Source organism: Neobacillus terrisolis (assembly GCF_051233475.1).
GTDB lineage: Bacteria > Bacillota > Bacilli > Bacillales > Cytobacillaceae > Bacillus_BU.
On sequence record NZ_JBKFGH010000002.1, the window covers coordinates 313706 to 330830 of the forward strand.

The following is a 17125-nucleotide window of genomic DNA, read 5'->3' on the forward strand; positions in this document are numbered from 1 at the left end:
TGTTACGGTAAATTCTCGCGCCTATTTGCCGAGCTTATAACACGCTTTCTCTTACTAAACAGAGTGCAATTCGACGCAGGGGAAGCCTTTCAGAGCGTTACCTCCTCATTCGACTCCTCGGTATAACCCTTCAGTTTCTAAAACTGCCTAACCTTTACCGAAATTGTGTGACCACATTTCATTTGAGTCAGGAACATTTCGCACCCACAATCTGGCCCGATTATGGAATAAACCATTAAAATGGCCGAAGCATTTTCTTTCTTGTTTAAAAATTTTAGTAACCACCGTTCAATATAAAGACATTTTCATAAAAATATTTGTTGGTGAATTTTCCACGGTGAAACTCGAGCCTAGATGCTGACTAGCAAAAGGAAAACTCAAAAATGTCCCAAACACAAAAAAGGAGAAAACAAGTAAATGTTTCTCCTTTTTTGGTTTATAGATTGGTTACATCTTTAAAACAAGCTGCACAACAGCTTCAACGTGCATCGTCTGCGGAAACATATCCACCGGCTGCACCTCAACCGCCTTATACCCGCCATCCTCGAGAATTCGCAAGTCCCGAGCTAACGTGGCCGGATTACACGAAACATAAACCACCTTCCGCGGTTTCATCGCCACAATCGTTTGCAGCAACGCTTCATCACAGCCTTTTCGCGGTGGATCGACCACCAGTACATCAGCCTTTACGCCTTTTTCATACCAGCGTGGAATCACCATCTCTGCTTTCCCTACCGCAAACTCAACATTGTCGATTCCATTAAGGGCAGCATTCCGTTTCGCATCTTCAATCGCTTCTGGAACAATTTCCACTCCATAAACTTTACGAGCCTTTTTTGCTAAAAATAACGAGATCGTCCCGATTCCGCAATAAGCATCAATCACTGTCTCAGTCCCGTTTAAATCCGCATATTCCAATGCTTTATCATACAAGACCTTCGTTTGCTCAGGGTTTACTTGATAAAAAGAACGAGAAGAGATTGCAAATTTAATTTCGCCAATATAATCGTAGATTACATCCTCGCCCCATAAAATCTGGGTTTCATCTCCCATAATCACATTCGTCTTCTTGGAATTAACATTTAGAACTAACGATTTTAACCCCTTAATTCTCTCAACAATTTCCGAGATAATCTTTTTCCGATTTGGCAGCTCGCTCGTTCTAGTCACGAGGACGACCATGACCTCTTCGGTAACAAGACCATGACGAACCATAATATGTCTTAACGATCCTTTATGCGATGTTTCATCATAAGCTCTAACTCCGTTACGGCCGCAAATCTCTTTAACAATCTGAACGACTTCATCGTTTTTCTCCTGCTGGATCAAGCATGCTTCCATATCAATGATTTGATGAGTGCGCTGCTGATAAAAGCCGCCGATTAAACCGCCTTCATGCTCACCGATTGGAACTTGAGCCTTATTCCGATACCGCCATGGCTCCTTCATCCCGAGAACAGGATGGACGTGGACATTTTCGAGCTTACCAATTCGTGTTAATACATCTCGAACCTGCTTTTCCTTCGCAATCATTTGACCGTCATAGCTAAGGTGTTGAAGCTGACAACCGCCGCATTCCTTATAAATCGGACAAGGGGCATCAATCCGGTATGGACTTTTTTCATATAGCTCGATTAAACGCCCAAACCCATAGCTCTTCCCTACCTTAATTACCTTCACCTTTGCCTTTTCGCCGGGCAAAGCACCTGCAACAAACAGCGGGTACCCTTCAATTTTTGCGACTCCTGCACCGTCGTGAGTAAGATCGACAAATTCAACGTCTATATAATCATTTTTTTGTACAGAAAATGTTTTACTCATTTATTTCTTCCTTTACATGTCATTAACTAGCAAAATTGTATCACAAAGCCACGCTGATTGCGAAAAGCTCGCCAAGCCCCACCCATTTTAGAAAAGATTGTCAAAATTTTTTCGTCATTTTTTAACCCGATCGGATGATATATATAAATATCTATTTTGGATCTTAGCATCTTTCTTTTATAGGAGTGGGTTGTTTTGAACAAAGTCAGAATGCTTCTTTTCCTAATTGTTTCAGCTTACTTTACTCTAGTCCTCATTCAAAGCCAAGATGATGTAAAAATACAACCAATTTACAACAGCAACAAGCTTGTTACCCTTGAAATAAACGATGAATCCATCCTGTACAAAGATGATCCAAAAAAGAAGAAAAGCCAAACAGTTATTCTTCCAAGCAACATCCTTCAAACTACATCTGTAATAATCTTTCTTGTTTCCTTTCTTCTGACCTATAAGATGTATAAAAAATTCTCCGGCTCACCTGTATTCTATCAATCAAATTACCTTATCACCCTTCCTTGAAAACGTTCATCTTACATTAATTTCAAGGAGGAATGTAACATGTGGTGGAGATATATAATGATTGCTTCATTTTCCTTAACGGCAACTAGTTTGTTATGTTTTCAAGGTATCGAAATTTATCATGCTTTCCTTGACCTTTTTAAAAGAAAATAACAACATGAGAGGCTGACAATTATTCGTTCTGTCAGCCTCTTTGTATGTCCGCATTTATAACGAGTCGTCCCATGTTAAAATCATACCCAAACCCGCTTACTATTCCGGATGATTCATCGCCTTTACCTTTTCGCGAACAAGCTCAATATTGCGGATTTTGTTTTTCCAACATTTCTCGCTTAAATCGACCGGGTATTCCTCAGGATTCATTGGACGTTTATACTCTTCCCAAAACATCGATAGATTTTCCCGTACATATCCTCGAACGTCTACAAGACAAGGGACCGTATAGATAAGCTTGCCCTTTACAAAAATATCGTGATGGAGCTCCCTTGCCGTAAAATTGGTAACCTCTTTACTCATATAGGTGTGGGTCGGGTGGAACATCTTCAGGCGCCTTTGCTCCTGTGGATGTTTTTCATCATCCATCACGATATAATCACCTTCAGCGTGATGGTTTATATTGTTGACAATTCGATATACCCGTTTTATCCCCGGTGTTGTGACCTTTTCAGGGTTTGAGGACACCTTAATCGTGTCCGTCATGTTTCCGTGCTCATCTTCAATGGAGACAATTTTGTACACGGCACCAAGAGCGGCTTGATCGAAGGCTGTAATCAGTTTCGTTCCAACTCCCCAACTATCAATTTTCGCCCCTTGTGCCTTTAAATTCAAAATCGTATATTCATCAAGGTCACTTGAAGCAAAGATTTTCGTATCTTTATAGCCCGCTTCATCGAGCATTTTCCTAGCTTCCTTTGATAAAAATGCCAGGTCACCGCTGTCGAGGCGAATCGCTGCAAAATGAATTTGGTCGCCAAGTTCCTTTGCTACCTTAATTGCATTTGGAACCCCGGAGCGAAGGGTATCATATGTATCAACTAAAAACACACAATCTCGATGAGAGCTTGCGTATTTATGAAAGGCTGTATACTCATCCCGATAGGCTTGAACCATTGAATGGGCATGCGTTCCGGCCACCGGAATACCGAACAGCTTCCCTGCTCGAACATTGCTGGTTGCATCGAAACCTGCTAAATAGGCTGCTCTAGTTCCCCAGATCGCCGCATCCATTTCTTGAGCCCGTCTTGAACCAAACTCAAGCGCGACGCCATCTCCAATCACCTGCTTGATTCGTGAAGCCTTTGTTGCAATCAGAGTTTGATAATTAATAATATTTAAGAGCGCTGTTTCAAGTAATTGTGCCTCAGCAAGCGGTGCCTCTACCCGAAGAATCGGCTCATTTCCAAACACTAATTCTCCTTCTCGCATCGCTCGGATCTTTCCGGTAAAGCGGAGGTTTTTCAGGTATTCAACGAAATCAGCTTGATAGCCAACCTCTTCCTTTAAATAGTCCAAATCCTCTTCGGTAAACCTAAAGCCTTCCACATATTTTATCGCCCGCTCAAGTCCTGCAAATACCGCATACCCGTTCCCAAACGGCAGCTTTCGAAAATACAAATCAAATACGGCTTTTCGATTATGGACACCGTCCCGCCAATACGTTTCAACCATATTAATCTGATATAAGTCTGTATGCAACGTGAAACTGTCATCTTTGTATATTCGTTTCATCTCATTTCCCCCTGATTCAGCGGCTTTTTCATCATTATTACCTATTAACGTGAAACTTATCGAATCTTTCTTGCCTAGTATTAATTCATTATGTTTATCTCTATAAAAAAAGCGAAACGCTTCCTTATTTTTACAAACAAGTACAAACAAAAATAGAGCTCGCTCAAATGGTTTGAGCGAACCCTCATTTATTCCTCACTAGCAGAACTTTCCCAACGATCAGGGCGGTCCTCTGGACGAATTTCTTCAATTGGAACAAATACCTCTAAATGGCGATAAAGATTTTCAAACTCAGCAGGCAATAACCCACCAAACTCTCCATCAAGGTTCAACTGAACGATTTCTTTGGAATGAACCTTAATTCGGTTCGCCTTTGTGTAAATAACACTAGGATCATTTACATGTTCACCACGAATCGCTAAAGTAGCAATCCGAATAAAATCAGCTAAGTTTGCTTTCTTTAAAATTAATAACGTAAATAAGCCGTCATTAATCGAGGAATCTGGAGCAAGCTTCTCAAATCCGCCAACCGAGTTGGTTAACCCGACCAAGAAAAGCATAACCTCTCCATCAAAAATCTTTCCATCATATTCAATGCTAACTTCAGTTGCACGAATCGACGGCAGCATTTCCATTCCTTTTAAATAGTACGCGAGTTGCCCTAACATTGTTTTCAACTTACTTGGTACTTCATATGTAAGCTCGGTTAGGCGGCCACCACCAGCTATATTGATAAAATAACGGTCATTCATTCTCCCAATGTCAACTGGAATTGTATCTCCCTTCACGATGATATCAGTCGCTCCCAAAATATCTCGTGAAATGTGAAGTGCTCGAGCAAAATCATTGGTCGTACCAACAGGGATGATTCCCAGTTTAGGTCGGTATTCTTGCTCAGCTAACCCGTTCACTACCTCATTAATCGTTCCGTCTCCTCCTGCAGCGATAACCAAATCGTATTTTCGTTCCACTGCAATGCGTGCTGCATAGGTAGCATCTCCAGCACTTGATGTCGCATGACATGATGTTTCATAGCCAGCGTTTTCGAGTTTTTGTAATACTTCTGGAAGATGCTTTTTGAAGATTTCCCGACCAGAAGTTGGATTATAAATGACTCTTGCTCGTTTCATATCCATCATCCTATTAAATATAATTCAAATTCTTCGTTCGATGAAACATTACCATCTTTTAACATAATCTGTCCGTTCAGTTTCGTCAAGACTTATGTTTTTGAACCTTGCTAATTTACGCTTCTTTTAAACCACCCTATTTTTTTCAACTCAATAGCAGAAATGTTTTTCCAAAACAACTATATGAAATTGGTGGCGGATGGACCACTTAGCTATTTTAACATAATACAGTTTTTCATTCCTATTTTTCAAGAAAGACTAAAAATTAAAAGGCAATGGAGCTTCCAGAAAATAATGATTGAGCAGATGCTTTCTTAGATGATAAAATATTATTTAAAAATTGTTTATTTTTTAATAGGAGGAAAGGCGGAAAAATCTTGTCAAATGCAATTGTTCAACTTATTTCTATATCGATATACATGGTAGGTATGCTCCTTATCGGTTGGTACGCCTACAATAAAACAAAGAACCTTACCGATTATATGCTTGGCGGACGCTCCTTAGGCCCTGCCGTAACGGCATTAAGTGCTGGTGCTGCAGATATGAGCGGTTGGCTGTTAATGGGATTACCCGGCGGAATTTATGTTTCCGGGTTAGCGGATGCTTGGATTGCCGTTGGTCTAACGATCGGCGCTTATTTAAACTGGCGTCTGGTAGCACCTAGACTCCGGTCTTACACACAAGTAGCCAACGACTCGATTACAATTCCGGGTTACCTTGAAAATCGCTTTAAGGACAACTCCAGAATGCTGAGAATTGTTTCGGGAATTGTCATTCTTGTCTTCTTTACCTTTTACGTTTCCTCAGGAATGGTGTCAGGAGCAGTATTTTTTGAAAACTCCTTTGATGTGGATTATCATGTCGGCTTATTAATTGTCTCAGCTGTTGTCGTAGCCTACACATTATTTGGTGGATTTCTAGCGGTAAGCTGGACTGATTTTATTCAAGGACTCATGATGGTGATCGCACTTCTTTTAGTCCCTGGTCTCGCAATCCTCCAGACGGGAGGACCTGCCGAAACGATTGAAACGATTAAAATGGTCGATCCGCACTTACTTGATTGGTTTAAAGGTACCTCAACGATTGGGATTATTTCGGCAATGGCTTGGGGGCTTGGTTATTTTGGACAGCCTCATATTATTGTTCGCTTTATGGCTATTAAAACGATTAAAGAAACAAAAAGTGCTCGGATCATTGGAATGAGCTGGATGATTTTTTCTTTAATCGGTACAATCCTTATGGCCTTAATTGGGATTGCCTTTTTTGAAAAAAACCCACAATACACGCTGGCTAATCCTGAAGCAATCTTTATCGAGCTAGGGCAAATTTTATTCCATCCTCTATTTTCCGGATTCTTGTTAGCGGCAGTATTGGCAGCGATCATGAGTACGATTTCGTCTCAGCTAATCGTAACATCAAGCGCAATTGTCGAAGATTTATACAGAGCGTTAATTCGCAAAAATGCCCCGGATAGAGCTTATATTTTTTGGGGACGAGTAGCCGTTCTCGCGGTTTCAATTGTGGCAGCCCTTTTGGCATTAAATCCAAACAATACAATTCTAGACCTCGTCGCCTATGCATGGGCAGGATTTGGCGCAGCATTCGGTCCAATTATTTTAATGAGCCTGTATTGGAAAAAGATGACCAAATGGGGAGCATTATTTGGAATGATCAGCGGAGCACTAACCGTGATCATCTGGGAAAACGTTGGTCTAGGGAAAATACTTTATGAAATCGTTCCAGGGTTTGTTTTAAACTTTATCGTCATTATTGTTGTCAGCTTAATGACACATAAGCACAACGATGAAATTGAAAAAGACTTTGCTGATACCGTTCATAATTTAAAAAATGAATAAATTAGCTTAAAAAAAGTTGATGGAATGTCTCCATCAACTTTTTTTTATGTTTAGCAATAGAATCTTAGTCTATTTTAGCGCTTATTGATTTCCTCAACTAACAGCTTGTTGACCATTTGTGGATTAGCTTGTCCTTTTGTAGCTTTCATTATTTGTCCAACTAGGAAGCCAACTGCCTTTTGTTTTCCGTTTTTAAAATCATCGATCGATTGTGGATTAGCATCCAAAATCTCAGAAATGATTTTTAACAGAGCACCCTCATCAGAAATTTGCACTAAACCTTTGTCCTTGACGATTTGCTCGGCATTTCCACCCTGCTCGATTAACTCTTTAAAGACCGTCTTAGCAATCTTCGAAGAAATCGTTCCATCCACGATTAGCTTGATCAACCCAGCCAGTCCTTCAGGTGTTAACGCCACTGCATGAAGTTCTTTTTGCTCTGCTTTTAAATAGGCAGAAACCTCACCCATAATCCAGTTTGACGCTTGTTTGGCATCTGCACCTGCGTTAACTGTTTCATCAAAGAAATCGGACATTTCCTTTGTTACGGTTAATACCGTTGCGTCATAGGCCGGCAATCCTAATTCATCAGTATATCGCTTAATGCGGGCATCCGGAAGCTCAGGTATTTCAGCACGAATGCGGGCTTTCCACTCTTCATCAATATAAATATCTGGTAGATCCGGCTCAGGGAAATAGCGATAATCATCAGAGCCCTCTTTTACACGCATAAGTAATGTTGCACCCGTTGCCTCGTCAAAACGGCGTGTTTCCTGGTCAATCACTCCGCCGGCAAGAACCACTTCTCGTTGACGTTTTTCTTCATATTCCAATCCTTTACGAACGAAGTTAAACGAGTTAAGGTTTTTCAACTCCGTTTTCGTCCCAAACTCTTCTTGTCCAACTGGTCGAATCGAAATATTGGCATCACATCTTAGTGAACCTTCTTCCATTTTACAATCGGAAACACCGGTATATTGGATAATCGATTTTAATTTTTCCAGATAGGCATACGCCTCATTTGGAGTGCGGATATCCGGCTCTGAAACGATCTCGATTAGCGGCGTTCCTTGACGGTTGTAGTCACATAATGAATAGCCTTTGCCATGATTTAGCTTACCGGCATCTTCTTCTAAATGAATGCGGGTAATACCGATTCTTTTCTTGTAGCCATCTACTTCAATGTCGATATAGCCGTGCTCACCAATCGGCTTATCGAATTGTGAGATTTGATAGGCTTTTGGATTATCCGGATAGAAATAGTTTTTACGGTCAAATTTTGTTTCGGTTGCGACTTCGCAGTTTAAGGCCATGCATGCTTTCATCCCGAAATCAACCACTTTGCGATTCAATACTGGTAATACGCCAGGATAACCAAGGTCAATGACAGTTGTATTCATATTTGGCCCAGCCCCGAAATGGTTCGGACTGGCTGAAAATATTTTTGAATCTGTTTTTAACTCAACATGGACTTCTAGTCCAATCACTGTTTCAAATTCCATTGTTTCTCACCCCTTACAATTCAGGTTTTTGTTTATGAAAATCAGTTGCCTGTTCAAACGCATGTGCGACACGGTAAACAGTCAATTCATCATAATGTTTACCGATAATTTGTAATCCTAATGGTAAACCATTTGAGAATCCGCATGGTACTGAAATTCCTGGTACACCAGCAAGATTCACCGGGATGGTTAAAATATCATTGGCATACATCGTTAATGGATCAGCTGTTTTCTCACCTAGTTTAAACGCAGGTGTTGGTGTAGTTGGTCCAACAATTACATCATATTTTTCAAAAACATTCTCGAAATCCTGTTTAATTAATGTGCGGACTTTCTGTGCTTTTTTATAATAAGCATCATAATAACCAGAGCTTAATGCAAAAGTACCAAGCATGATGCGGCGTTTTACCTCATCACCAAATCCTTCAGCACGAGTTTTCTTATACATATCAATTAAGTTCTCAGCATTAGGCGTACGATATCCGTAGCGTACTCCATCGAAACGGGATAAGTTTGCTGACGCCTCAGATGAGGATAATAAATAATAGGTTGCTAACGCATACTTAGAGTGCGGAAGCGAAACCTCTTCCCAAGTTGCACCAAGGTTTTCTAGTACCTTTAATGAAGCCAACACAGATTGACGAACTTCTTCTTGAACCCCTTCACCTAAGTATTCCTTTGGCACGGCAATTTTCAAACCTTTTATATCACCTGTTAAGGCTTCTACAAAGTTTGGAACCGGTAAATTAGCTGAAGTTGAGTCCATTGAATCATGACCGGAAATAGCTTGGAGCAAATAAGCATTGTCCTCAACGGTTCTTGTGATTGGTCCAATTTGGTCTAATGATGAAGCAAAAGCTACTAGACCAAACCGGGACACTCGGCCATATGTTGGTTTTAAGCCCACCACTCCGCAATAAGCCGCTGGTTGACGAATCGAACCGCCAGTGTCAGACCCTAATGAAAACAGAACTTCGCCAGCTGCGACAGACGCAGCAGATCCACCTGAAGATCCCCCAGGTACTGTTTCAAGGTTCCACGGATTTTTCGTCTGCTGAAAGCCTGAGTTTTCTGTAGAGGAACCCATCGCAAACTCATCCATATTCAATTTCCCAATCGTCACCGTTTCAGCTTGGTTTAGCTTTTGGGTTACGGTTGCATCATAGATCGGGTCAAAATTATCGAGAATTTTACTAGCACATGTTGTGCGCAGATTTTTGGTAACGATATTATCCTTTATCCCGATTGGCATCCCGAATAAAAGTCCTTTTGCTTCATCCGTGCCAAGCTTTTCGTCTAATTTTTTTGCAGTTTCGCGTGCATTTTCTTCATTTAATGTTAAAAACGCCTGAACTTTATCTTCTACTTCATTGATGCGTTTGAAGGATTGATCCACTAAATCAGAAACAGACACTTCTTTTTTATGTAGTAGTTCATGAAGATCAGCAATTTTTTGGTCAAATAAACTCATTGTATTCCCCTCCTTACTCAATAATAGCCGGCACCTTAATTTGGCCGTCCTGTTGCTCAGGTGCATTTTTCAATACTTCTTCCCGAGGAAGACCTTTTTGTGGAATATCTTCACGCAAGACATTTTTCAATTCTAATACGTGAGAGGTTGGTTCCACGTTGTCCGTATCCAGTTCGTTTAATTGCTCAGCGAAAGTAATAATCGCATCTAATTGCTTTGTAAATTTTTCAGCCTCTTCTTCTGTAATCGCAAGTCTCGCTAAATGGGCGACATGCTTTACTTGGTCTACTGAAATCCTTGACATAATTGTCACCTCCAAATTTGTTCGAACAGTCACACAATACTAAGATGATAACAAACTTTTCCGCACTAAAGCAACAATGTTTACCTATCTTGATATCGTAATCCTTTGCCTATTTTACCATGAAAAAAGCAGAGAAACGTGGCAAAAAAGACAAAAATTAAACACTTTGAATTGTTTTAACCAAACGTTTGATTAAATAGAGCCCAAGCCTTGATATATATGGGATATTCCTTATTAATCAAACGTTTGAATAATGATTCCTGCATGTAGAATCAAGAAGGTCCGGTCTTATCGGTAGTGGATCAGGTTAAGGACCCGGTCTGATTAATAGACGGAAGAATTCCGCTTAATCAGTAGTTTTTATAAAAAATAGCTCAAATAGACGGAGAAAATCCGCTTATTTACTCAAAAAACGTGAAAATGTGGTATTTTGCTTTGAATAACCGGAAAATCTCCCCTTATTTACCCCGAAACGAGCTCCATTCTTCATCTAACGGAAAAATCTCCGCTTATTATACTTTTGCTAGTTACTTGATTATGGACAAGACATATTATTTAAAAGAGAGTGAGTTTTATCTCAAAAATCCAAGAGAAACTCATTTTTGATGTAATACGGTGAACCTTACCATAAGTATATGAGGTTTTAACCAAATGCCTCTCCTTAGGGGTGGGAGAGGCTAGAATGAAAATTATTGGAATTATTGCCGAATGTTAAAGTAACTTGATTGACATTTGTAAGAATTCTATTAAACTAAAATTAGTTCTATCCGCGAGTTTTTCTAAAAATTTCTTTTTATCTTTGCTACTCCGCTTTACTTATTTGCCGTTTACACTCCTCCAGTTGATGTCATATTAATCCTCTTATTTTCACTATCATCTACCACACATTAATTTCCAGAGTTTCCCAAAAAATGTCTAAAAATCCAAATGAACAATAATGGAGATGATTCATTGGATGTTATAAAATGCCTATGTTGTGAATGTTTTTAAGATAGGAGAGGGATGTATGGGATTTGAAGAAGAATACCAGGCCTTTTTGAATGCTCATTTACAGGCAAGAACCGGTGAACGGTTGCGGCGCCTACAAGAAGGTCACAAACAGGCTGAAATGTTGTTTTTGAAGCAAGTGTGGTGGCCATTATTTTACCAATTCAAGTATCTTCATCCTGAATATGAGGTTGATGATTTCAAGGATGGCAAAAGGTATTTGGATTTTGCTTATATTCGTCCCGGCATACGGATTTGCTTAGAGATCGACGGATATGGCCCCCACCTAAAGAACATTAGCAGATGGCAATTTTCCGACAATCTAGAACGTCAAAACCAGCTGGTGATTGATAGATGGACCGTGGTCCGCTTTTCTTTTGACCAAGTGAAAGAGAATCCCCGTAGATGCCAACAGGTTGTTCAGCAAGTGATAGGCCGATGGCTGGGTGATGAGCTGGACCAGACTTCTCTGTCCTTTCTTGAAAAGGAAGTGCTTCGGCTAGTGATTCGAAAAGGAGAAGACATATCCCCAACTGAAGTCGAGAAGTATTTAAAGCTAAGTGACAAGACGGTAAAAAAAGTACTTTCTCTACTAGTCGAAAAAAAGATGCTGATCCCCGCATCTGGAACGAAGAGAATCCGCACTTATCGATTAGGGGATCAGGTTAAGGACCCGGTCTGATTAATAGACGGAAGAATTCCGCTTAATCAGTAGTTTTTATAAAAAATAGCTCAAATAGACGGAGAAATTCCGCTTATTGACTCGAAAAACGTGAAAATGTGGTATTTTGCTTTGAATAACCGGAAAATCTCCCCTTATTTACCTCGAAACGAGCTCCGTGCTGTATTTAGCCGGAAAATATCCGCTTATTTTTCCCTTGCTGGGTTCATCAATCAAAAGGAATAGAGATGAGAACCTCATTTTGATGCGTCACGAGGAACCGTATCACAAATAAGTGTGGTTTTATATAAATAAGGTTTTGTATTTTTAATAAAGAAACTCGCCAATTGGCGAGTTTTACTTTTTTATTTACCAATAACGATGCCAATACGACTATCATTTCGGCACGTATTTTAAGAAAAGCACCTCAAAACGGAACCCTTTAGAAGTAAACCCGGGTCAGTGCTTGATGGATTGGCGTTTATTTTTTCATTCTAATAAATTTTAGGTAAAAATATGTGAGGACTCCATAAATGGCAAAAACGATTAATGCTGTATATATTCTTTCCTGTACGACTCCGTCGGCAAATAAAACAGGGCCGAGGCCGAAAAAGGTTACCAGCAAATAAAAAATAATGAAGATTACATGTACAAGCCATCTCATAGACAACACCTCTTTATTACATATGACGCTCTACCGATCGTAATGGTTACAGCCAAATGAAGTTTTTATTCTAATGTTAGCACTATTGTGGGAACAGTCTAGATTCATGGAACGGCAGCTAGCCTTTGTTACTTTTTGAAGATATTTTGAAACTTCGCGAGAAGGCCATTTTCCTTTTCTTTTCCCTTTCCTTCTTCCTGAACAGGTTCCGGCTCTTCCTTTCCAATAAAGATATCCTGTTGATCGATAGCGTGATCTTGAGCCAAAACCAAGCCTAGGTCTGATTGATAATCCTTATTTGTAACTATAGTAAATTCGCAATTAACCTTTTGTGCGATCGAAATATATTTTTGGAGGTTGGAATAATCTAAATGGCCATTTAGAAACAAATGCGCTGAAGCATTTTCCTTTATCAACAATTCGACCTGTTTCACTACACCTTTTTCCATTACTTGTTCAACCGTTAAAGCTACCACAACCCGCTCGCGTAACGTCGTTAAAAATCTTCGCCGCTCATCCGGCTTTGTCTCTTTAGCCCCATGGATGCCCTGCTGCAAATACTCATCCATTTTCGAATTTGACAAGTTGAAACCTCCCCTCATACAGGACTAATACTATGTATGTAGCATTCCATAAAAGCGTGCAAATAACCCATAAACCCTTTAACGCTGTGAAGTTGTGGGGGACTGTCCCCCACAACTTCACAGTATTAACGCAAAAAAAAACCCTTCTCTTCAAGATGAAGAGAAGGGAACATATAGGAGAAATATAGGAGTAAAAATCACAAGGTAAAAATTAAGCTAAATTTAAAACGGATTGCTAATTACCAAATTACTTAGTTGCTTGGAATTGCTCTTCTTCAGTTGAGCCTTTAAGAGCTGTTGTTGAAGAAGTACCACCAGAAACGATCATAGAAACTTGGTCAAAGTAGCCAGTTCCAACTTCGCGTTGGTGACGAGTTGCTGTGTAGCCATCTTTCTCAGAAGCAAACTCAGCTTCTTGAAGCTCAGAGTATGCAGCCATACCGCGATCTTTGTAGCCTAAAGCAAGGTTGAACATGCTGTGGTTTAATGCATGGAAACCTGCAAGTGTAACGAATTGGAATTTGTAGCCCATTTTGCCTAGTTCAACTTGGAATTTAGCGATTGTTTCGTCATCAAGCTTAGCTTTCCAGTTGAATGAAGGTGAGCAGTTGTAAGCAAGTAATTTGCCAGGGAATTTAGCATGAATAGCTTCAGCAAATTGACGAGCTTCTTCAAGATTTGGCTCAGAAGTTTCGCACCAGATCATATCAGCATATGGAGCGTAAGCTAAACCACGAGCGATCGCTTGGTCGATACCAGCTTTAGTGCGGAAGAATCCTTCTGGAGTCCGTTCGCCAGTGATGAAAGCTCCATCATATTGGTCAACATCGCTAGTGATAAGGTCAGCTGCATTAGCATCAGTACGAGCGATTAATACAGTTGGAACACCCATTACGTCAGCAGCAAGACGAGCAGCAATTAAATTTTTAACAGCAGTTTGAGTTGGAAGTAATACTTTACCACCTAAGTGACCACATTTTTTCTCAGAAGAAAGTTGATCTTCGAAGTGAACGCCTGAAGCACCAGCTTCGATCATGCCTTTCATTAATTCAAATACGTTTAATTGACCACCGAATCCAGCTTCAGCATCTGCAACGATTGGAGCGAACCAGTCGATTGAGTTGTCGCCTTCGCCATGAGTGATTTGGTCAGCACGTTGTAATGCTTGGTTAATACGCTTTACTACAGCTGGAACACTGTTTGCAGGGTATAAACTTTGGTCAGGATACATATTACCAGAAAGGTTAGCATCCGCTGCTACTTGCCATCCGCTCAAATAGATTGCTTTAAGACCAGCTTTAACTTGTTGAACAGCTTGGTTACCAGTTAATGCTCCAAGAGCGTTTACGAAATCTTCTTCGTTCACTAGCTTCCAAAGTTTTTCAGATCCACGACGAGCTAAAGTGTACTCGATATCGATTGAACCGCGTAATTTAAGAACATCCTCAGCAGTGTAAGGTCTTGTTACACCTTTCCAACGTGCGTCTAGTTCCCAGCTTTCTTGTAATTGTTTTGCTCTTTCATTTGTCATGAAAAAAATCCTCCTTTGTTTTTTAAATACCCCTTTGTAAAACCTTGTAAACTATTAATCTTAAGATTCCATATGTGAAAACTATGAAATCAATCAAGACTTAGCGAGAGTGAGTTTTCGACAAGCTCTACCATTACATATTGCTTCCGAGCACTCGCTCAATTCTCACCCATAGAGCATAGGCGATTGATCATTCATTGTGCAAAAAACCTTGAATTATCAATGCACTCATTAATAACTTTTCAAATGTTATAACACAGTGAATCATCGTTCTGTTTGTATTATATAACAGACTTTTTAAAAATGGAACCACCTTTTTTAGATTTTTCAGAATTTATTTTCGACAAAATTTTCCGAATCCTGATTACGCATTCTCTTGCGCTCTAACTTGTCCCTTTCGTCCATTCCCCAAAAAAATAGACCCCATCTCAACAGAGATAGAGCCTTCTTGCTATCATTCTATTATTAATACATTTCTGACGTGGTTTTCGCCTGCATATGAAGAAGCAGATAATCGGGTCCGCCGGCTTTAGAGTCTGTTCCTGACATATTAAAACCGCCAAACGGCTGATACCCAACGATTGCCCCCGTACAGCCCCGATTAAAATAAAGGTTTCCAACATGGAACTCCTCACGCGCTTTTTCCATATGCTCGCGATTCTTAGTAATCACGGCGCCTGTAAGGCCGTATTCGGTATTATTGGCAATTTCTAATGCATGATCAAAATCCCTTGCTTTTGAGAAGCCGACAACGGGTCCAAAAATCTCTTCCTGCATTAACCGGGACTTTGGATCAAGATCAGCAAAAACGGTCGGGTTAATAAAGTACCCTTTTGAACTGTCGCCACTGCCCCCAGCAGCCAGTCTACCTTCCTGTTTGCCGATTTCAATATACTCGATTATTTTATTAAAAGCGGACTGGTCAATGACAGGTCCCATAAACGTGCCCTGTTCTTCCGGATTTCCGACCGTAAGTTGATTGGTTAGCTCAACAACACGATCCAATACTTGCTCGTAGACATCTTCTACAACTACTGCTCGAGAGCAGGCTGAACATTTCTGACCGGAAAAGCCAAATGAGGATGCCACAATCGATTGAGCTGCCAGTTCCAAGTCCGCTTCACGATCTACAACAATCGTATCTTTCCCGCCCATTTCAGCAATAACCCGTTTAAGCCAAATTTGTCCGTCGTTTAATTTGGAGGCCCGCTCATTTATCCGCAAACCAACATCCCTTGAGCCGGTAAAGCTGATAAACCGTGTGTCTTTATGGTCGACTAAATAGTCGCCGACCTCCGCTCCGCTGCCCGGGACAAAATTAACTACACCCTTTGGAAGTCCAGCTTGCTCTAACACTTCCACAAACTTTGCCGCTACGACAGGTGTAGTCGAAGCAGGTTTTAATAATACTGTATTACCAGCGACTATTGCTGCGACCGTGGTTCCTGCCATGATTGCTAATGGGAAATTCCACGGAGAGATAATGATTCCGACACCTAATGGTATATAGTCATAGCGGTTATATTCGTTCGGCCGGCTTTGCACCGGAACACCATCTTTAATGCGCAGCATTTGACGCGCATAAAATTCTAGAAAATCGATTGCTTCAGCTGTGTCTGCATCTGCCTCTCGCCAAGGCTTTCCTGCTTCCTTGGTCAAAAGTGCAGAGAATTCATGCTTGCGGCGGCGTAAAATGGCTGCGGCTTTAAATAATACATCCGCTCGCATTTCGGGTTTTGCCTTACGCCAAGATTTAAATGCTTCGACTGCGGCTTGCATTGCTTTTTCGGCTAACTCTCGATTTGCCTTTGAAACACGGCCAATGATCTCTTGTTTGTTAGAAGGATTATACGATACGATTTTTTCTTCAGTTGAAATAGATTCCCCGCCAATCCTTAAGGAATAGTCTTGACCTAAATAGCTTTCAACTGTTTGCAGCCCTTGAAGGAATGCATTTCGGTTATCTTCAACTGAAAAATCTGTAAAGGGCTCGTGTTTGTATGGTTGTACCATCTTACCGCCTCCTATATTTTAGCTGAATTCACCCCCTATTTTATCATTACGCAAACAGTCTCACAAATATTGCAACGATTTTTTATATTCTAAAATTATGTTTTTACAAAAGACTGTTTTATATTTGGCTGTTGATTTCCGCTACAGGTGCTCCCTTTCCGCGGGGGAGTCCGGGAGCCTCCTCGGCGCCATAGCGCCTGCGGGGTCTCCCGTGACACCTTCTCCCGCAGGAGTCTCGCACCTTCCGCTTCAATCAACAGAGTGCTCAAAATTAACATTGTTCTTTTTTACAGCCATGCAAAAAAAGAAGACAAACTGCGTTTGCCTTCTTTTTGCTTAGCTTTTCTATTGATA

At 40.6% G+C, this 17125-nt stretch carries 13 protein-coding genes; 3 read left to right on the plus strand and 10 right to left on the minus strand.

Going from position 1 to position 17125, the window contains the following annotated elements:
- Positions 1–447: 447 nt before the first annotated feature.
- The gene (gene rlmD / locus ACI48O_RS01920) at positions 448–1821 is read right to left on the minus strand and encodes a 23S rRNA (uracil(1939)-C(5))-methyltransferase RlmD (RefSeq protein WP_435560004.1); all 1374 of its coding nucleotides are present in this window, start codon (positions 1819–1821) and stop codon (positions 448–450) included.
- 195 nt (positions 1822–2016) lie between these two features.
- Between rlmD and ACI48O_RS01925 the strand changes: the two genes are divergently transcribed.
- The gene (locus ACI48O_RS01925) at positions 2017–2340 is read left to right on the plus strand and encodes a hypothetical protein (RefSeq protein WP_435560005.1); all 324 of its coding nucleotides are present in this window, start codon (positions 2017–2019) and stop codon (positions 2338–2340) included.
- 252 nt (positions 2341–2592) lie between these two features.
- Here ACI48O_RS01925 and ACI48O_RS01930 read toward each other — a convergent pair whose 3' ends face one another.
- Both ACI48O_RS01930 and ACI48O_RS01935 read right to left on the minus strand, forming a co-directional pair.
- Entirely contained in the window at positions 2593–4068 is a 1476-nt protein-coding gene (locus tag ACI48O_RS01930) for a nicotinate phosphoribosyltransferase (protein ID WP_435560006.1), read from the minus strand.
- Positions 4069–4256: 188 nt separating this feature from the next.
- Positions 4257–5198 carry a diacylglycerol kinase gene (locus tag ACI48O_RS01935; protein ID WP_435560007.1) on the minus strand — a complete coding sequence of 314 codons (942 nt, stop codon included), beginning with the start codon at positions 5196–5198 and terminating at the stop codon, positions 4257–4259.
- A gap of 377 nt (positions 5199–5575) precedes the next feature.
- Between ACI48O_RS01935 and putP the strand changes: the two genes are divergently transcribed.
- Positions 5576–7054: a sodium/proline symporter PutP gene (putP, locus tag ACI48O_RS01940; protein ID WP_435560008.1), complete on the plus strand. Its 1479-nt coding sequence runs from the start codon at positions 5576–5578 to the stop codon at positions 7052–7054.
- A gap of 74 nt (positions 7055–7128) precedes the next feature.
- Here putP and gatB read toward each other — a convergent pair whose 3' ends face one another.
- From gatB to gatC, 3 genes are read right to left on the minus strand one after another with little or no spacing between them, the layout of a single operon-like run.
- A complete protein-coding gene (gene gatB, locus ACI48O_RS01945) occupies positions 7129–8556 on the minus strand; it encodes an Asp-tRNA(Asn)/Glu-tRNA(Gln) amidotransferase subunit GatB (RefSeq protein ID WP_435560009.1) in 1428 nt (475 codons plus the stop codon).
- 13 nt (positions 8557–8569) lie between these two features.
- Complete coding sequence (gene gatA, locus ACI48O_RS01950; protein WP_435560010.1) at positions 8570–10027, minus strand: Asp-tRNA(Asn)/Glu-tRNA(Gln) amidotransferase subunit GatA; 1458 nt, start codon at positions 10025–10027, stop codon at positions 8570–8572.
- 13 nt (positions 10028–10040) lie between these two features.
- Positions 10041–10331 (minus strand): Asp-tRNA(Asn)/Glu-tRNA(Gln) amidotransferase subunit GatC, encoded by a 291-nt coding sequence (gene gatC / locus ACI48O_RS01955; RefSeq protein WP_435560011.1) that lies wholly within the window; start codon positions 10329–10331, stop codon positions 10041–10043.
- Positions 10332–11337: 1006 nt separating this feature from the next.
- On the opposite strand from gatC, the gene ACI48O_RS01960 reads away from it, so the two are divergent.
- Positions 11338–12000, plus strand: coding sequence for a DNA-binding response regulator (locus ACI48O_RS01960; RefSeq protein WP_435560012.1), 663 nt, complete (start codon positions 11338–11340; stop codon positions 11998–12000).
- A 460-nt stretch (positions 12001–12460) separates the two neighbouring features.
- Here ACI48O_RS01960 and ACI48O_RS01965 read toward each other — a convergent pair whose 3' ends face one another.
- From ACI48O_RS01965 to pruA, 4 genes are all read right to left on the minus strand, one after another.
- On the minus strand, positions 12461–12643 hold the full coding sequence (locus tag ACI48O_RS01965; RefSeq protein ID WP_435560013.1) for a DUF6954 family protein: 183 nt from the start codon (positions 12641–12643) through the stop codon (positions 12461–12463).
- Positions 12644–12771: 128 nt separating this feature from the next.
- The gene (locus tag ACI48O_RS01970; RefSeq protein ID WP_435560014.1) at positions 12772–13227 is read right to left on the minus strand and encodes a YueI family protein; all 456 of its coding nucleotides are present in this window, start codon (positions 13225–13227) and stop codon (positions 12772–12774) included.
- A 247-nt stretch (positions 13228–13474) separates the two neighbouring features.
- Positions 13475–14758 carry an isocitrate lyase gene (gene aceA, locus ACI48O_RS01975; RefSeq protein WP_435560015.1) on the minus strand — a complete coding sequence of 428 codons (1284 nt, stop codon included), beginning with the start codon at positions 14756–14758 and terminating at the stop codon, positions 13475–13477.
- Positions 14759–15223: 465 nt separating this feature from the next.
- Positions 15224–16771, minus strand: coding sequence for an L-glutamate gamma-semialdehyde dehydrogenase (pruA, locus tag ACI48O_RS01980; protein WP_435560016.1), 1548 nt, complete (start codon positions 16769–16771; stop codon positions 15224–15226).
- Between the last annotated feature and the right edge of the window lie 354 nt (positions 16772–17125).